Origin of the sequence: Sphingopyxis sp. H053 (assembly GCF_001468225.1) — a bacterium.
Lineage (GTDB): Bacteria > Pseudomonadota > Alphaproteobacteria > Sphingomonadales > Sphingomonadaceae > Sphingopyxis.
This window is the reverse complement of the sequence record NZ_LNRU01000015.1, coordinates 1-16441: the sequence shown is the minus strand read 5'-3', so window position 1 is coordinate 16441 and position 16441 is coordinate 1. Positions and strand designations below refer to the sequence as shown.

17 protein-coding genes are annotated in these 16441 nt (G+C 65.8%); 9 read left to right on the top strand and 8 right to left on the bottom strand.

Going from position 1 to position 16441, the window contains the following annotated elements; translation table 11 throughout:
• Nucleotides 1-76 precede the first annotated feature (76 nt).
• The 5 genes from ATE70_RS21615 (at nt 77) to ATE70_RS21595 (ending at nt 3262) form a co-directional block, all read left to right on the top strand.
• On the top strand, nt 77-286 hold the full coding sequence (locus tag ATE70_RS21615) for a hypothetical protein (protein ID WP_058539613.1): 210 nt from the start codon (nt 77-79) through the stop codon (nt 284-286).
• A 39-nt stretch (nt 287-325) separates the two neighbouring features.
• The gene (locus tag ATE70_RS21610) at nt 326-889 is read left to right on the top strand and encodes a helix-turn-helix transcriptional regulator (RefSeq protein ID WP_197411539.1); all 564 of its coding nucleotides are present in this window, start codon (nt 326-328) and stop codon (nt 887-889) included.
• Nucleotides 890-936: 47 nt separating this feature from the next.
• Entirely contained in the window at nt 937-1536 is a 600-nt protein-coding gene (locus tag ATE70_RS21605) for an HD domain-containing protein (RefSeq protein WP_058539611.1), read from the top strand.
• 168 nt (nt 1537-1704) lie between these two features.
• Nucleotides 1705-2832: a cell wall hydrolase gene (locus ATE70_RS21600; RefSeq protein ID WP_058539694.1), complete on the top strand. Its 1128-nt coding sequence runs from the start codon at nt 1705-1707 to the stop codon at nt 2830-2832.
• 43 nt (nt 2833-2875) lie between these two features.
• Nucleotides 2876-3262: a VOC family protein gene (locus tag ATE70_RS21595; protein WP_058539610.1), complete on the top strand. Its 387-nt coding sequence runs from the start codon at nt 2876-2878 to the stop codon at nt 3260-3262.
• A 103-nt stretch (nt 3263-3365) separates the two neighbouring features.
• Here the strand turns inward: ATE70_RS21595 and ATE70_RS21590 are convergent, their stop codons facing one another.
• The 5 genes from ATE70_RS21590 to ATE70_RS21570 form a co-directional block, all read right to left on the bottom strand.
• A complete protein-coding gene (locus tag ATE70_RS21590) occupies nt 3366-4955 on the bottom strand; it encodes an ATP-binding protein (protein ID WP_231732797.1) in 1590 nt (529 codons plus the stop codon).
• A gap of 193 nt (nt 4956-5148) precedes the next feature.
• Complete coding sequence (locus tag ATE70_RS21585) at nt 5149-5919, bottom strand: TIGR02186 family protein (protein ID WP_058539609.1); 771 nt, start codon at nt 5917-5919, stop codon at nt 5149-5151.
• The gene (locus ATE70_RS21580; RefSeq protein WP_058539608.1) at nt 5916-6824 is read right to left on the bottom strand and encodes a sulfite exporter TauE/SafE family protein; all 909 of its coding nucleotides are present in this window, start codon (nt 6822-6824) and stop codon (nt 5916-5918) included. Before ATE70_RS21580 ends, ATE70_RS21585 begins: the two co-directional genes overlap by 4 nt.
• Nucleotides 6825-6930: 106 nt before the next feature.
• Nucleotides 6931-8076, bottom strand: coding sequence for a hypothetical protein (locus ATE70_RS21575; RefSeq protein ID WP_156421072.1), 1146 nt, complete (start codon nt 8074-8076; stop codon nt 6931-6933).
• Complete coding sequence (locus ATE70_RS21570) at nt 8073-9497, bottom strand: glycosyl transferase family protein (protein ID WP_058539606.1); 1425 nt, start codon at nt 9495-9497, stop codon at nt 8073-8075. The genes ATE70_RS21575 and ATE70_RS21570 overlap by 4 nt, the downstream gene beginning before the upstream one ends.
• 138 nt (nt 9498-9635) lie before the next feature.
• On the opposite strand from ATE70_RS21570, the gene nhaA reads away from it, so the two are divergent.
• Both nhaA and ATE70_RS21560 read left to right on the top strand, forming a co-directional pair.
• The gene (gene nhaA / locus ATE70_RS21565) at nt 9636-10919 is read left to right on the top strand and encodes a Na+/H+ antiporter NhaA (protein ID WP_058539605.1); all 1284 of its coding nucleotides are present in this window, start codon (nt 9636-9638) and stop codon (nt 10917-10919) included.
• Nucleotides 10919-12262: a hypothetical protein gene (locus ATE70_RS21560; protein ID WP_058539604.1), complete on the top strand. Its 1344-nt coding sequence runs from the start codon at nt 10919-10921 to the stop codon at nt 12260-12262. Before nhaA ends, ATE70_RS21560 begins: the two co-directional genes overlap by 1 nt.
• Nucleotides 12263-12266: 4 nt before the next feature.
• Here the strand turns inward: ATE70_RS21560 and ATE70_RS21555 are convergent, their stop codons facing one another.
• Nucleotides 12267-13274, bottom strand: a complete 1008-nt coding sequence (locus ATE70_RS21555) for a zinc-dependent alcohol dehydrogenase family protein (RefSeq protein ID WP_058539603.1) — start codon at nt 13272-13274, stop codon at nt 12267-12269.
• A complete protein-coding gene (locus tag ATE70_RS21550; RefSeq protein WP_058539602.1) occupies nt 13274-15013 on the bottom strand; it encodes an N-acyl-D-amino-acid deacylase family protein in 1740 nt (579 codons plus the stop codon). Before ATE70_RS21550 ends, ATE70_RS21555 begins: the two co-directional genes overlap by 1 nt.
• Before the next feature lie 125 nt (nt 15014-15138).
• Between ATE70_RS21550 and ATE70_RS21545 the strand changes: the two genes are divergently transcribed.
• Both ATE70_RS21545 and ATE70_RS21540 read left to right on the top strand, forming a co-directional pair.
• Nucleotides 15139-15888 (top strand): class I SAM-dependent methyltransferase, encoded by a 750-nt coding sequence (locus ATE70_RS21545; protein ID WP_058539601.1) that lies wholly within the window; start codon nt 15139-15141, stop codon nt 15886-15888.
• 4 nt (nt 15889-15892) lie between these two features.
• Nucleotides 15893-16204 (top strand): alkylphosphonate utilization protein, encoded by a 312-nt coding sequence (locus ATE70_RS21540; protein ID WP_058539600.1) that lies wholly within the window; start codon nt 15893-15895, stop codon nt 16202-16204.
• A 104-nt stretch (nt 16205-16308) separates the two neighbouring features.
• On the opposite strand, the gene ATE70_RS24990 is transcribed toward ATE70_RS21540, so the two are convergent.
• Nucleotides 16309-16441, bottom strand: a 133-nt coding sequence (locus ATE70_RS24990) for an acyl-CoA dehydrogenase family protein (protein WP_331458527.1), incomplete at its 5' end; no start/stop codon positions are given.

Here is a 16441-nt window from a genome sequence, read left to right as displayed (position 1 = left end):
CGCTCATCGGGCGCCGGGCCGGACCATTCGCCGATCGTTCGGCCCCATGCTCGCGCAGTCACCCAAGGAACATCCTATGGATATGAACGAGCTTTTCTACCGGCACCAGATGGCCCTGATGGCCACCCGCCCCCTGCACGGCGCCAGCGCGCGCCATGCCGATTTCGACCTGCCCGGCCATTATGCCGACCGCATCGACGCCTATCGCGTCCGCCGCGGCATGAGCAAATATTTTGCGGAACCGGCGAGCGCCACGCCGCCGACCATCCCGCCTTTGCCCAACTAGGCCGTTTCAGCGGCGGGTCTTCGGCGCTATGCTTGCCGCGTGACCCAAGCCGTACTGCCATGCCGCAACCATCTGGGCGCATCGCTGCGGCGCTGGCGCGCGATGAATCGCATCAAGCAGTCGGCGCTGGCGGACGAAATGGGGGTCTCGCAAACGACGGTATCGCGGTGGGAGGCGGGTGTGCTGACCCCCGGGACGACCGAAGAGGATCGGTTGACGCGCCTGCTCGCAGCGCGGCCGAACTCGGCTGCCGACAGCGCCTTGCTCAACCTGGTGCGCCATTCGCCGCAGCCGGCACATCTGATCTGCGACCTGACGCACCGGCTTTTCGCCGCGTCGCCGGCGCGGATCTCGGGCTGGCGGGTCGGGATCGAGGAACTGGCCGGAAAGTCGCTGTGGCGATTCGCCTCGCCGGGCATCGCAGAGGGCGAGGCGGCGCTGGACGCGCTCGGCTGGTACGAAGCGGTCGCGCCCGCGGTTATTGTCGATACCGGATATGCGGATTTCGACGAACTCACGATCGCCGCCGGCCAGCTTCGCTACACACGAATGCCGCTTTCGGACGGCAGCTTTGCGCGGCTGGTCCAGGACGGCGGCGCATAAATTATTCGGCGGCTTGAGTCGGCGATCCCGTCGGTTAGCCTCGCCGCATGACGACACCCTATGCCATCGCGCCGTCGCGCCTCGCCGCGATCATCGACTTTCTGCAGGCGGCCGAAAAGCTGAAGGACACGCTGCGCAGCGGGATTACATCGAACGGCCGCGCCGAAAGCACCGCCGAGCATAGCTGGCGGCTCTGTCTGATGGTGATGCTGTTCGACCGCGAACTGGCAGATTATGACCGGCTGAAGCTGCTCAGGCTCTGCCTCGTCCACGACCTGGGCGAAGCGATTTCGGGTGACGTCCCGGCGACATGCCAAAGCCCCGACGACGGCCGGGCGGCGCGCGAGCGCGCGGATCTTGAAACATTATGTGCGCCGCTGCCCGACGACCTACGCGGCGAAATCCTGAGCCTATGGGACGAGTATAGCGGCGGCACGACGCCCGAAGCCCGAATGGTCAAAGGTTTCGACAAGCTGGAGACGATGCTGCAGCACCTCATCGGGCGGAACGCCGCCGATTTCGACTATGCGTTTAACCTGACCTACGGCACACAGCATACCGTCCGGCACCCTCTGCTTTTTCAGATACGCGAACTGGTGGACGCGGCAACGCGCGAGCGGATCGCGGCATGCGGGACGCGGAAATAACGAGGTCCGCGAACCCGCCCGTCGCTTAAGCCCCGGCGTTTTGCCTGCTCCACCGCGACACATCACACAGGCATTGCAACATTTTGTTGGCGTTTCAGCGTATAAGACGGACTGACGCCCCGTTCGCGCGAATCGGCGACGGGCGGAGCGATGGAATTTGATGCGCGAATGAAGCCCGAACTGTCCCTGACCGCCCGCTCGACGTGGCGCGACCCGGTGCCGGAAAAACCGGCGGGCCCGGGACGTACGTTCTGGGCGGCGATCGTCGCGGTGGTCGCGGTCGCGTGCCTCGCCTTCCTGCTGTCGAGCGGTCAGTTCCGCGCGCCCGCGTTCTTCGGGCCGTATAGCGTGTCGGTGCCGCTGAACTTTCGCGCCTATGATCCCGAACGCTGGGCGATCATGAACGCCGAGGATTATGCGGACGCGCTGAAGATCGACCCGACGCTGCCCAACCCCGACAGCGTCGGTTATGGCGACGCGGCCGCGCTGCCGCCTGCCGACCCCGCATTGCTGCGCGAGGAAGCCTTTGTCGGGCCGCCTGCCAAATCCTATGTGTTCCGCGGCGTCACCGCGCTCGACCGCGAGCGCGCGCATTATTGCCTGACCGCCGCCATCTATTACGAAGCCGCGTCGGAGACCGACGACGGGATGCGCGGGGTTGCGCAGACGGTGATCAACCGCGTCCGCCACCCGAGCTTTCCCAACACAGTATGCGGCGTCGTTTTCCAGGGATCGCAGCGCGCGGGCGTGTGCCAGTTCACCTTCAGCTGCGACGGCGCGATGGCACGGAGCCCAAGCAAGCCCAACTGGCTGCGCGCGAGCCGCGTCGCATCGGCGGCGCTCGGCGGTTATGTGTTCCCCAAGGTCGGCCTCGCGACGCATTATCACACGCAGGCGATCTGGCCGCGCTGGGGCAAGAGCCTGGTGATGACCAACATCGTCGGCGCGCATATCTTCCACCGCTGGCGCGGGCGCTGGGGCATGCCCGACGCGTTTCGCGCGCCCTATCTCGGCCGCGAGCCGGTGCCCGGCCCCTATCTGCCGCTGGCACAGCAGCTTGCGATTCTGAAGGGTCAGGGCCTGCCGCCCGGCGCCGGTCCGGCGCCGATGCTCACCGCTGGCGCCGCACCGCTTCCCGATACCCCCGCGGCCCCGCTGCCCGGCACGATGGCCCCCGCGGCGTCCGTCGCGCCGCCGGTCGCGGCCCCCGCCGCGCAGACCTATGCAGATCCGCGCCTCAACCAGTCGGGCCAGGTCCGCGAAGAATTCAAGGGCAGCGGGGAGTGGAAACGCTGAGCCAATCGGCCTAGGCTGCCCGCTTCACGGGCAGGAGGCCATCATGGGACATGTCAAAGGCATCGGTGGACTGTTTTTCCGGGCACGCGACCCCGAGGCGCTGAGCGCCTGGTATCGCGAACGGCTGGGCGTCGGAGGCGGATGCAGCGCCGACGAGAGCGTACCGCCGAACCAATGGGTGTGGAATGTGACCGCGGGTCCGCTCGTCTTCGCGCCGTTCAAGGCCGACACCGACTATTTCCCCGCCGACCGCCAGCATATGCTGAACCTGCGCGTCGACGATCTCGACGCCGTGCTGGCGCCGTTTCGCGCGGCGGGCGACGAGATCATCACCAAGGACGAGTGGGACGACCCCGCGGTCGGACGATTTGCCCGGGTGCATGACCCAGAGGGTAACCCGATCGAATTGTGGGAACCGCCGAAAACATAATATCGTCATCCCGGCGAAGGCCGGGATCTCGACCTACCGACATGGCGCACCGGTGAGATCCCGGCCTTCGCCGGGATGACGGTTTTGGGTTTGGCGCCGGGACTTACCGCCCCTGGCTGCGCCAGCGCTTGACCACACGCTCGAGGATTTCTGCCTCGCCGCCGGTTTCGCGCCATAGTTTCGAGAACAGCGGATCGCTCGATGCCGGGCGCTTTTCCTCTTCGAGCGTGTCGAGATAGACGCGGATCGGGATCGACACACCCTCGCCGCAGACGATGCATTCGCGGTTACGCAGCGCCGGGATCGAATCGATGAAGCCGCGCGCGCCTTCGGGCATCGCGGCCTTCACGAAATGCTGGTCGCGTTCGTTGTTGAGGCGCATCGAGATGATCGTGCCGCACTGCGACAGCACGCCTTCGGCCAGATCGGACGGACGCTGGGTGATGAGGCCCAGCGACACGCCATATTTACGGCCTTCCTTGGCGATCCGTTCGAGGATCTTGCGCACCGCCTGGCCCTGGCCGATGTCCTTGGCCGGGATGTAGCGGTGCGCTTCTTCGCAGACGAGCAGGATCGGGCGCTGCGGTTCGCCGCGCGACCAGATCGCATAGTCGAAGGTCAGGCGCGACAGCACCGCGACGACGACCGACGTGATGTCGCTCGGCACCCCCGACACATCGATGATCGAGATCGGCCGGCCGTCCGACGGCAGGCGGAAAATCTTGCCGATGAAATTCGTCATCGTGTCGGCGACGAGCATGCCCGAGAACATGAAATTATAGCGCGGATCGGCGCGCATTTCCTCGATCTTGCCCTTGATCCGCATGAACGGCGCGCTCGACGTCGCCTTGTCGAGCTTGCCCATTTCGTTTTGCAGAATGTTGAGCAGGTCGGAGAGCAGATAGGGGATCGGCGAGTCCACGGTAATCTTCGTCATGCCTTCGGCCAGCCGGTTCTTCATCCGCGCCTGGAGCAGGCAGCGCGCGAGCACGTCGCAGTCGGCCTGGCGGTCGCGGCCCTCGGCGGTGACGAAGACTTCGCAATGCTCTTCGAAATTCATCAGCCAATAGGGCATGGCGAGGTTGTCGACGTCGAACAGCGCGCCGATGCCCTTGAACGCCGCCGAATATTCGCCGTGCGGATCGATCATCACGATATGACCCTGCGGCGCGAGCTCGCAGATCTTGTGAAGGATCAGCGCGGCGCTCGTCGATTTACCCGTACCGGTCGAACCCAAGAGCGCGAAATGCTTGCCCAGCATCGCGTCGACATAGAGCGACCCGCGAATATCCTTGGTCGGATAGACGGTGCCGATTTCGACATGCGCGCGCTCGTCGGCGGCGTAGATCTGCTTGAGATCGGCGCTGGTTGCCGCAAAAACCTGGCTGCCCGGGATCGGGTAGCGGGTGACGCCGCGGCGGAAATTGTGAATGCGGCCGGTGATCTTTTCTTCTTCGCCTTCGCCAAGAAAGTCGACCGTCGCGAGGATCAGCCCCTCGCCGCGTTCGTGCAGTTGCTGGTCGCGGATGCTGGCGATCAGCCAGATATTGCCGACACGGACCTTGACCTGCGCCCCGACCTGCCCGGCCATCGCCACCGCGGAATCGCTGGAGGAAGCCAATTTGCCGATCGCCGCGGCATCGAGCAGGATCCGCGAGGCCGATCCCGAAATATCGACGACTTCGCCGATCATCAGATCGTCGCGATGATGGTTGGTTACCGGCGCAATCGAGGCCGCTACGCCGCCGCCGGCAAGCCGAACATGCTGTGCCGCCGTCAAGTCCCCGGCGCTGAATCCGCCGCCCTGCATGTCCATGTATCCGCCCCGCCTATTGTGGTCCCCGGCCGGGTATCGCAGACGAGGGTAAATAGGCCGTGAATGATAGCTATCGGCGCCGGAAGATCGCCGAAGCGCCGTAACCGAGCACGAGCGACAGGAATACGGCCGAAAGCCCGTATAGAAAGCCGTGCCGCTGCGCCGCGAGCGCGACGAACCGTTCGAACCCGGCCTTGCGGATCTGGACATCGCGCGACGCGACCGCGAGCACGCGCCCGCGACTGATCAGATAGGTTTCGGCGCGGTAGGTGCCAACCGGAACACGCGCCGGCACGGGGATACGCGCGCGATAGAGCACGCCTTCGGTGATTTCGACCGCGGCGGGATTTTCGACGAAAAGGCCCGAGCGGCGATAGAGGTCGGTCAGCCCCGCCTCGAACCGCTCGAGCTTCTTCGCCTCCGAAAATCCGCTTGGCGACATCGACAGATTGGCGAGGCCGAGTTCAAAGATCGCCGCGGTGCGTTCGTCGACCAGCTTGTCGATCGGACGCGACGAGCCGATCGCGTAAAAGCCCGGGGACGTGCGCAGGCGGATGCTGCTGGCGTTGACCCAGATGCCCGCGACGCGGCTTTTTTCGCGCAGCACGATCGGCCGCACCGGCCCCTTCAGCACCACGACGATGTCGGCGCGGTCGTCGGGCAGGCGCTGGCCGGGATAGAGGATCGCGCCGAACAGCAGCAATTCCTCGCCGGTAAAGCTGTACTGGATATCGATCGCGCGGCTCGACACATCGGGCACCAGCCGCGGATCGGCCGCATGGGCGGCCGCGGGCAACAGCAGCGCCGCGAGCGACAGAAGCAAGGCGCGCGGCGCGCTCATTGCACGGTGTAGATTTCGTCGGGGCGGATGAAGAGGTCGACGCCCATGCGCAGCGCGACGAGCAGCACGATCGCCGCGAGCGCCATGCGCAGATATTCGGGCTTCACCTTTTGCGCGAAGCGCGCACCGAACTGCGCCCCGATCACGCTGCCGAGCAGCAGCAACCCCGCGAGCACGATATCGACGGCTCCGGTGGTCAGCGCATGGACCATCGTCGTCGCGATCGTCACGAACAGGATCTGGAACAGCGACGTGCCGACCACCACCTGCGTCCCCATGCCGATCAGGTAAAGCATCGCCGGCACCATGATGAAGCCGCCGCCGACGCCGAGCAGCATCGTCAGCACGCCCCCGACCATGCCGAGCAGCAGCGGCGCGAGCGGCGAAATATAGAGGCCCGACCGATAGAAGCGCCAGCGCATCGGCAGGTTCGCGACCATCGGGTGATGACGCCGCTTGCGCGCGGGCGCCGGCAATCCGGTCTGCGCGGCGCGGTAGCTTCCCCACGCCTCGCGCCCCATGAAGGTGCCGACGATACCCAGCAAAGCGACATAAAGAATGTTGATCACCGTATCGATCTGGCCCCAGGCGGTGAGCAGTTCGAATAACCCCGCACCGATCAGCGATCCGATCAGGCCGCCCGCGACGAGCACCCAGCCCATACGCAGGTCGACCCCATCGCGCTCCAGATGCGCCATCACGCCCGACACGCTCGCGCCCGTCACCTGCGTCGCCGCCGACGCCGCCGCGACCGTCGGCGGGATGCCGTAAAAGATCAGCAAAGGCGTGGTCAGGAAACCCCCGCCGACGCCGAACATGCCCGACAGGAAACCCACCCCGCCACCGAGCAGGATGATGACCAGCGCATTGACCGACAGATTGGCGACAGGAAGGTAAAGGTCCATGGGCCCCGATTGCGCTCAGCGGCGCTGGAACCGCGCCGATTCCAAGGACCCTAGACCATTTTTTCGGCGTGGGGAATCGGCCGCGGCGGCTAAATTTTACCGTTCTCTAGAAGTCGCTTGCGAGGGTCAGGGCAAGGCCGCTTTCGGGGCGCGCATCGCCTGCGACGCGCTGGCGCCAGTCGAGCGCGATGCGGCTGCCCTCGCCCACGTCGGGCAGGCGGAGCGTCAGCCGCGGACCGACATCGACGCGCGCCGCGCCGGGCTGCACCGCTCCCGCCGCGAGCGCGCCGAGGCGCAAGGATGTTTCTTCGGAACCAAGGCGGCGATCGACGACAATCGCCCCGTCGGCAAAACCGTCGCGCCGCCGCGTCCCGACGACGCCCGCCTGCGCATAGGCGTCGAGCCGGAAACCGGCGGGCAAGACGACGTCCGAGACACCGCCGCTCGCCATGACGGCAAGCGCCGTTCGACCTTCTTTTCCCGCGGCGACGCGCTGCTCGATCGCGAGATCGACCGGCAGATGCGCGAGCGGGGCGAAAGCGAGGCCGAACGCAAGCTCGCGTTGCTGCGGCCGCTGCACCGCGATCGTCGCGCGGCCATAGGCGCGGATACGGCCGGTATCGCCGAACCCATAGGCGAGGCGGAGCCCGGCCTGACTGCCGCCGAGCTGGCTCGCGCCGCCGATGGTTTCGGGCGCATTCCCCGACCCTTCGCGCAGATAGAGCCAGCCCGCGAGCGCCCAGCCTCCCATCTGCCGCTGGATCCAGAAGGGCTTGCCCTGCCCCGGATCGGCCGGCGCGGCGGGCGCGAGGGGGAACCATAAAGGCCCGTTCGCCGCAGCGGCCGACTGCGCGAACCGGCCGGGTGGCGCCGGTAGGAGTCGCGCGAATAACGCGAGACGAAGGCTGTGACGATCGGCACCGAAGCCGCCCGAAACCGGCTCTTCTCCCGGCGTGAGCGACACATCGACCGACCGTGGTCCCGGCACAGCGAAAGCATGCGCTGCGCGCGCGCGCAGCGACGGCGTGGCACGCATCGGTGAAGCGTCCGCGCGGGGGGCGCTGTCCCGAACACTGTCGCTCGCGGCAAAGGGCGACGGCACGGCCCAAGGCACGGTGGCCGGATCGGGGGGCGGCGCGATAGCGGGGTTCCAGACGACCATGATCCGCACCGCAATCCAGCCGCCGACGCACAGGAGCAGGAAGCGCAGCGCCGGCGCGTCGCGCCGCGCATCGGCCCGGCGCGCCATCACCGCGCCACCGTCCTGGCAAAAGCGTCGTCGTACGCGGTCTCATGTTCCAGATGTTCGGTCTTGTCCCATATGACTTCGCCCGATCGCAGCATTCGCCAATAAAGACCGATCGCGCGCCGCGCCGCGAGCATCGCGATCACATTCGAAAAAAAGGCGCGCGGCAGCGAAAGCATCGCTTCGCTGAGGCCGTACCAGCGCGCCGTGAAATGCCCGCGCATTGCCAGTCGCCAGCAGAGCATGACCGCATTGAAGGCGAGAAGCAGCCGCATGCCGTCGCCGACGATGATCGCATTCCAGCCGAGCAGATATTGTCCCGCCCAGCCCAGCGCCGTCAGTAGCGCCCCGACATACGCGGCAAGGAGAATGAGCGCGGCGAGCGGCGCGCGGCGGTCACGCCACAGCATCCAGCGTGCGATCCAGGCACGGCCGCTGCGAAGATCGGCGTCGTCGCGCCGCGATCCCGGCCAGCCCAGATGGTCCCACCCCGCCAGCGCGATCCCGGCGATCCAGCGCGATTTCTGCCGCACCGCCTTTTCGGTCCGGCCCGGAAAGGCACCCCGCGACACAATACGGTCGCCGGCGGGTCCGACCGTATCGACAAAGCGGGTTCCAAGGCCATAGGCGCCGATCACCATGCCGATCTCATAATCTTCGGTCAGGCTGTCGCAGCGAAAAGGTTCACCGCCGCGTTCGATCGCCAGCAGCGCCAGCGCAGTGCGCGTCAGCGCGCAGCCGACCCCCGCCGACGGAAGCGGCAGGCCGAGGCGCGAACGAACGACCAGTTCCTTGCCATGCGCTTCGGCAAATTCGTCGCCATAATGCCCGCCGACCCAGCGCTCCGCACGCTTGATCAAGGGCACGACGGGTATTTGCACCATCGCATTTTCGCCGAGATAGCGGCGATAGAGCGCGAGTTCGCCTGGATGCACATGATCCTCGGCATCGTGAAGGACGATAGCGGCAAACCGAACGCCTTCCGCCCGCTCGTCCTCGGCAAGCGCCACCCACAGCCGATTGAGATTGTCGCCCTTGGTCGTCGGCCCTTCGCCACTGCCGACGACAAGCCGCAGCCGTCCATCGCGCGCGACCAGCGGCGACACGGCGAAGAGCGTCTCGGCGTCGTTGGGATAGCAGCCGACGTAAAGCCGGAAATCCTCGCCCTCCCACGCGCCAAGCGTGCGCCGCAGCATCGCGGGAAGCGCTTTGGCCTCGTCCCATGCGGGCACGAAGATCGCGAAGCGCCCCTCTACCGGCGGCGCGGTCGGCGTCAGCGACCGTCCGCGCCGGCGCGTCGCCAGCCACAGCGCGTCGAAAAGCAGGTCATCGAGCCCGAACAGCAGGATTCCGACCGATGCGAACAGCATCAGTTCGTGGCCGGCACCCAGCACCAGCCATTCCAGCCATGCGGTCGACAGCTCCAATGTGCTAGCCCCGCCCCCACCGATGACCTAATGTCATCAATATCGATATTGCTAGTGAACAGAGCAGATTTGTAAAGACGCGCCCCTGTCGGCGGCCAACCGTCAAATTTTCTGACAAACAAAGGAAATCGCTTACTCATGACCCGCAGTTTTCCGCCCCGTTCAGCATTGCGCGAATTCCTAGAGAGCGAAAGCGCGGGGGGAATGCTGCTTATTTTCGCCGCCATTTTGGCGATGATTGTTGCCAATTCGCCGCTGGCGGCACTTTATCACGATGCGATTCATGCCGTGACCGGCCCGGTGCTCACCGACAAACTTGGGCCGATGACCGTCCATCTGTGGATCAATGACGGGCTGATGGCGATTTTCTTCCTGCTCGTCGGGCTGGAGATCAAGCGCGAGTTCGTCGACGGGCGGCTCGCGAGTTGGGACCGGCGGCGGCTGCCGTTCATCGCCGCGGCGGCGGGGATGGCGGTGCCGGCGGCGATCTATATGGGTTTTGCCGGGGGCAACCCGGGGCTGGCGCAGGGCTGGGCAATCCCCGCGGCGACCGACATCGCCTTTGCGATGGGCGTGCTCGCGCTGCTCGGCAAGCGCGCGCCGACCTCGCTCAAGCTGTTCCTCGTCACCGTCGCGATTGTCGACGACATGGGCGCGGTCGCGATCATCGCGCTGTTCTATACCGCGAAGATCAACCTGCTCGCGCTCGCCGCCGCTGCGGTCATTCTCGGCCTGATGTTCGCGATGGGCCGGATGCGCGTGCGGAGCCTGCCGCTCTACCTGCTGATGTTCGCCTTGCTCTGGTACGCGATGCTGCTCTCGGGCGTCCACGCAACGATCGCCGGGGTGCTCGCGGCGATGGCGATCCCGTTCGATCGCACCCCGGGCGCGCCCGACAGCGAAACCTCGCCGCTCCACCGGCTCGAACATGGCCTTCATCCGTGGGTCGCCTTTGCGATCGTGCCCCTGTTCGGTTTCGCCAATGCCGGGGTCGACGTGAGCGGGCTGACCGCCGAGCAGATTTTCGCGCCGCTGCCGCTCGGTATCGCCGCGGGGCTGTTTATCGGCAAGCAGATCGGCATTTTCGGCAGCGTCTGGCTATCGGTCAAACTCGGCATCGCGGGGCGGCTGCGCGGCGCGACATGGCTGCAGGTCTATGGCGTCGCGATGCTGTGCGGCATCGGCTTCACGATGAGCCTGTTCATCGGCGGGCTCGCCTTTCCGGGCGACGCACTGCTCGTCGAAGAGGCGAAGATCGGGATCCTGATGGGGTCGCTCGCGGCGGCGCTCGCGGGCTTTGCGGTGCTGCGTTTCGCGCCGCCACATCCCGAACATGGGGCGGTCGAAAGCGCGTCCGATGCCGAGATCGCCGCCGACGGCGATGTGCGTGACACGTCCGAAAAGCGCGCTATGGCAGACTGATGCGCAAATTTGTCATTCTGTCGCTGGTTGCCGCCCTGTCGGCCTGCGCTGCAAGCGAAACAAAAACGCCGCCGAAACCCGGGGTCGCGACGCTCGACGTGCGCCGCACCGCCGCCTCGACCAAGGCGCTCGACGAGATTGCGGCAGCCTATTTGCGGCTGACACTCGAAATCGGGACGCACGAGGCCGGCTATATCGACGCCTACTACGGCCCGCCCGAACTCAAAACAGCCGCCGAGGCCGCACCGCGCGACAAGGCTGCGTTGCTCACAGCAACGCGCGAGTTGATGGCACAAATCGATCTCGCGGCGCGGCGCATTCCCGACCCGCTCGAACGCCGCCGCGCGACTTTCCTGCGCGCTCAGCTCCGCGCTGCCGAAACGCGGCTGATGATGATGCAAGGCACGCGCTTCGCCTTCGCCGACGAGGCCGAACGGCTGTTCGGCGTGCGGCCGCGACTGAAGCCGCTCGCGAGCTATGATGCCGAACTCGCGAAGATCGACGCGCTGGTCCCCGGCGAAGGCGCACTCCCGGACCGCGTCGAAGCCTATCTCGACGCCTTCACCATCCCCAAGGACCGGCTGCAAAAGACCTTCGACGCCGCGATCGCACGCTGCCGCGGCCGCAGCATGGCGCATATCCCGATGCCGGCAAACGAAAGTTTCCGCCTCGAATTCGTCACCGGCAAAAGCTGGAGCGGCTATAATTATTACCAAGGCGGCTATCACAGCCTGATCCAGGTCAATACCGACCTGCCGATCCGGCTGTCGCGCGCGCTCGATCTCGGCTGTCACGAGGGCTATCCGGGACATCACCTGCTCAACATGAAACTCGAAGAGAAGCTCGTGAAAGAGCGCGGCTGGATCGAGTTCAGCGTCTATCCGCTCTACAGCCCGCAGAGCCTGATCGCCGAGGGCAGCGCGAATTATGGCATCGACCTCGCCTTTCCCGAAAGCAGCAAGGCCGACACCGAGCGCGATGTGCTGATGCCGATCGCCGAGATCGCGGTGCCGTCGGACGATCGTTACTGGCAGCTGCTCGCCGCGATCAAGCGCGCGTCGGGGGCGCGGCTGACGATCGCGCAGCAATATCTCGACGGCGAAATCGACCGTCCGACGGCGGTCGCGCTGACGCAGAAATATATGCTCGTCTCGGCCCAGCGCGCCGAACAGTCGGTGAGCTTCACCGACCAGTATCGCAGCTATGTGATCAACTACGGCCTCGGCGAGACGATGGTCCGCGCCTGGGTCGAGCGCGGCAAGCCATCGCGCGACGAGATGTGGCGGCGCATGGCAAAGATCGTCAGCGAACCGACCTTGCCTTCGGATTTGCTCGCGCGCTGAGCCGTCAAATATCGACGATGATCTTGCCGAAATGCGCGTTCGCCGCCTGATGGCGGAAAGCCTCGGCGAGATTTTCGAGGGGGAAATGTTGGTCAAGAATCGGCCGGATAGCATTCGCCTCGACCCCCGCGATCATCGCGAGCTGCTGCGCACGGCTACCGACGGTCAGCCCTTGCACGCGCAGATTCTTGCTCATCAACAGCGCGGTCTTTACCGGTCCGGCGATCCCCGCGAGCACACCGATCAGCGCGACATGGCCGCCGACGCGGGTCGCGACCATCGACTGGTCGAGCGTCCCCGCGCCGCCGATCTCGACCACCGTATCGACCCCGCGCCCGCCCGAGAGTTCGAGCGCCTTGGCGCCCCACGCCGGCACCTCCTTGTAATTGATCAGCTCGTCGGCGCCGAGCGCTTTCAGCCGGTCGAGCTTCGCGTCGGACGAACTCGTCGCGATGACGCGCGCGCCGGCTGCCTTGGCGAATTGCAGCGCGAACACCGATACGCCGCCGCTGCCTTGCACCAGCACGGTCGAGCCCGGCTGTGTAACACCGTCGACGAACAATGCGCGCCATGCGGTCAGCCCCGCGCAGGTCAGCGTCGCCGCCTCGGCGGCCGACCATCCCGTGGGCGCCTGAGTGAACCAGTGCTGCGGTGTCACCACCACTTCACGCGCATAGCCGTCGATGCCGTCGCCCGGCACCTGCGTGAAGGCGGTCGACGGCGCCGCGCCGTCGTCCCAGTAAGGAAAGAAGAGCGACACGACATGGTCGCCGACCCGATAGTCGGTCACCCCTTCGCCGATCGCCTCGACCGTCCCCGCGCCGTCGGACATCGGGATGCGACCGTCGACGGTCGGGATCATTCCGGCGACGACCGCGAAATCATGGAAGTTGAGCGACGAAGCCGTCAGCCGCACGCGAATCTCGCCGGGCCCCGGATCGCCGGGGTCGGGAAGATCGGCCAGCCTCAGATTGTCGAGCGAGGCGGGCGCGCGAAGCTGGACCGCCCGCATCACTCCGCCGCCATCGCCATTTCGACGCGCTGCGGGCCGCGGATCACGCCGCCGGGGGTCGGTCCCTGCATGGCGCCGCCCTTGAATGTCACCACGCCCGACTTCACCGTCGCGACATAGCCGTCGGCCTTTTGCAGCAGCCGCTTGCCGCCTGCGGGCAGGTCGAACGCGAGCCAGGGTTTGCCGAGCTTCAGCGCGTCCATATCGATGACGTTCAAGTCGGCGAGATAGCCCGGCGCGAGCACGCCGCGGTCCTCGAGGCCATAGAGCAAAGCCGTATCGCGGCACTGGCGCTTCACTGCATGTTCGAGCGCGATGCGATGGCCCTTGCGGTCGCGCACCCAATGCTGGAGCATGAAGGTCGGCGAGGCGGCGTCGCAGATCGTCCCGCAATGCGCGCCGCCGTCGGAGAGGCTGTTCACCGTGTCGTCCGACGCCTGCAAATCCTCGAGGAAATTGAGGTTGCCGTCGCGGTAGTTCAAAATCGGAAAATAGATGAAGCCCTTGCCGTCGTCCTTCATCAGCAGGTCATAGGCATATTCGGAAGGCGTGACGCCCGCGGCCACCGCGCGCGCCATGATGCTTTCGTCCATCCTGGGCTCATAGTTGAAGTCGGGGTCCATTTCGAACTGCACCGGCCAGCCCAAGGCGACGACCTTGAGGAAGTCGATGATGTCACTTTCGGGCCAGATATTCTCCTCTTCGATCATCCGCGCCTTGAACGCCGGGTCCTTCAGCTTCGCGAGCTGCTGCTCCCACGAAAGGTCGATGATCTCGTTCCACGCCGGCTTGAAACGGAAGGGATGGACGGTGCCTTGCCAGGCCATGATAATGCCGTTGCCGCGCAAGGCGATCTGCGCGACGATGTTCGCACCGGTCGCGTTCTGCTTGCGCATCTCCGCAATCTGTTCCTCGAGCGGCAGTTCCTTGGCGATCGACTGGAGCGCTGCAAAGGTCACCGGCAGCCCGGTTTCGCGGCTGAGGTCGCCCATCCACTGAAACTCGTTCCACTCGCGCTTCATGTCGCTCGCCATTTCGAACACGCCGTAACCGACGCGGCCCATCGCGCGGCCGATCGCGATCAGCTCCTCGGCGGTCGCGGTGGTGCCGGGGACGAGTTCGCCGTCGATCGATTTGTGCAGCACGGTGCGGCTGGTCGAGAAACCGAGCGCGCCCGCGCGCACGCCTTCCTCGACGATGCGCGACATTTCGGCGATGTCGTCGTCGGTCGGGATCGCGCCGGGCTTTTCGCGGTCGCCGAGCACATAGGCGCGCACCGCGCCGTGCGGGACGTGGCACGCGACGTCGACGGTGCGCGGCAGCTTTTCGAGCGCGTCCATATATTCGGGGAAGGTTTCCCAGTCCCACGACATGCCTTCGGCGAGCGCGGTGCCGGGGATGTCCTCGACGCCTTCCATCAGCGAAATCAGCCAGTCATGCCGGTCGGGCTTGGCGGGGGCGAAGCCGACGCCGCAATTGCCCATCACGACGGTGGTGACGCCGTGCCAGCTCGACGGCGCCATTTCGGCGTCCCACGTCGCCTGTCCGTCATAATGGGTGTGGACGTCGACGAAGCCCGGCGTGACGATCTTGCCCGCAGCGTCGATTTCTTCGCGGCCCGCACCCAGATTCTCGCCGACGGCGACGATACGGTCGCCATCGACCGCGACATCCGCGACAAAGGGCGTGCCGCCCGAACCATCGACGACGGTGCCGCCGCGAATCACCAGATCATGCATGTCCGCTCTCCCAATTTTTTAGTTTCACGAAGAAACCTATCATCAAAATCGCGAGATGCAAATAAACGCGCAGCCGCCCCGGCAAGACGCTATGATGGCGGGACAAGAGATAGGGAGTCGATGCCATGATCCGTCCGCTTACCCTCGCCCTGATGCTCGCCGTCTCGGCGACCCCGCTCGCCGCCAAACAGGCGGCCGCCCCCCCCTATAAGACCGCGCTCGCCGATCCCGCGCGGCCCGCCGCCGACCGGGCACGCGACGCGGCACGCAAGCCCGCCGAACTGCTTGCCTTCGCCCAGGTCAAACCCGGACAGAAGGTCGGCGATTATGTGATGGGGGGTGGTTATGTCACCCGCCTGCTCGCCGCCGCGGTCGGACCGTCGGGCAAGGTTTATGCCTTCCAGCCCGCCGAATTCATCAAGTTCAAGGCGCAATATGGCACCGATCAGGCCGCGGTCGATGCCGCCTATGTCAATGTCGATGCCGTCGCCGGACCGTTTGCGGCGCCCGCCTTTCCCGAGCCGCTCGACACGATCGTTACGGTGCAGAATTTCCACGACCTCTATCTGAAGCCCTTCCCCGAAGGCACGGGCGACAAGGCGAGCGCGGCCTTGTTCGCGGCGCTGAAACCCGGCGGCACGTTGGTCGTCGTCGACCATAGCGCGGCGAAGGGCAGCGGCACGACGCTGTCGGATAGCTTGCACCGGATCGACAAGGATGCGGTCGTCGCGACGCTGACCAAGGCGGGTTTCAAGCTCGAGGCCGAAAGCGACCTCTATCGCCGCCCCGCCGATCCGCGTAGCGCCAATGTCTTCGACGACAAGATCCGCGGCAAGACCGACCAGTTCACCCTGCGCTTCCGCAAACCGGGATAAAAATATGACCAGCGACGACGAAGATTATGTCTATGACGAGGCGAGCGGCGAATGGCTGTCGGCCGGCGGCATCGCCGCACGCGACGCCGCAGCGGTGGCGGGTCCCGAGGTGCGAGATGCGGTCGGAAATCTGCTCGCCGACGGCGACTCGGTCGTGCTGGTCAAGGATCTGAACGTCAAAGGCGCGGGGCAGACGCTGAAGGTCGGCACCGTGATCAAGTCGATCCGCCTGACCGGCGACGATCAGGAAATCGACTGCCGGCACGAGGGGATCAAGGGGCTTGTGCTACGCGCGGAGTTTGTAAGAAAGCGATAAAACAACCGTCGCCCCCGCGAAGGCGGGGGCCGCTGGCAGCATGGGACCGTCACATCGTGACAAGCCGACAACGGCCCCCGCCTTCGCGGGGGCGACGGCTTTGTTTACCCCAACGTCCCTTTTCGCGGCCCCATATACCCGAACAGATAGGCGGCGACCTTTCGCATCTGGATTTCCTCGGCGCCTTCGGTGATGCGGTATCGGCGGTGGTGGCGGTAGATGTGCTCGAACGGCTTG

Excerpts from the sequence above, each read along its gene's own strand:
- ATE70_RS21590 (WP_231732797.1), bottom strand. The coding sequence starts at position 4,955 with ATGATCGGCGAAGTCGTCGATATTTCGGGATCGGCCTCGCGGATCCTG.
- ATE70_RS21540 (WP_058539600.1), top strand. The coding sequence starts at position 15,893 with ATGACCAGCGACGACGAAGATTATGTCTATGACGAGGCGAGCGGCGAA.
- ATE70_RS21615 (WP_058539613.1), top strand. The coding sequence starts at position 77 with ATGGATATGAACGAGCTTTTCTACCGGCACCAGATGGCCCTGATGGCC.
- nhaA (WP_058539605.1), top strand. The coding sequence starts at position 9,636 with ATGACCCGCAGTTTTCCGCCCCGTTCAGCATTGCGCGAATTCCTAGAG.
- ATE70_RS21605 (WP_058539611.1), top strand. The coding sequence starts at position 937 with ATGACGACACCCTATGCCATCGCGCCGTCGCGCCTCGCCGCGATCATC.
- ATE70_RS21585 (WP_058539609.1), bottom strand. The coding sequence starts at position 5,919 with ATGAGCGCGCCGCGCGCCTTGCTTCTGTCGCTCGCGGCGCTGCTGTTG.
- ATE70_RS21580 (WP_058539608.1), bottom strand. The coding sequence starts at position 6,824 with ATGGACCTTTACCTTCCTGTCGCCAATCTGTCGGTCAATGCGCTGGTC.
- ATE70_RS21550 (WP_058539602.1), bottom strand. The coding sequence starts at position 15,013 with ATGCATGATCTGGTGATTCGCGGCGGCACCGTCGTCGATGGTTCGGGC.
- ATE70_RS21545 (WP_058539601.1), top strand. The coding sequence starts at position 15,139 with ATGATCCGTCCGCTTACCCTCGCCCTGATGCTCGCCGTCTCGGCGACC.
- ATE70_RS21600 (WP_058539694.1), top strand. The coding sequence starts at position 1,705 with ATGAAGCCCGAACTGTCCCTGACCGCCCGCTCGACGTGGCGCGACCCG.
- ATE70_RS21595 (WP_058539610.1), top strand. The coding sequence starts at position 2,876 with ATGGGACATGTCAAAGGCATCGGTGGACTGTTTTTCCGGGCACGCGAC.
- ATE70_RS21560 (WP_058539604.1), top strand. The coding sequence starts at position 10,919 with ATGCGCAAATTTGTCATTCTGTCGCTGGTTGCCGCCCTGTCGGCCTGC.
- ATE70_RS21555 (WP_058539603.1), bottom strand. The coding sequence starts at position 13,274 with ATGCGGGCGGTCCAGCTTCGCGCGCCCGCCTCGCTCGACAATCTGAGG.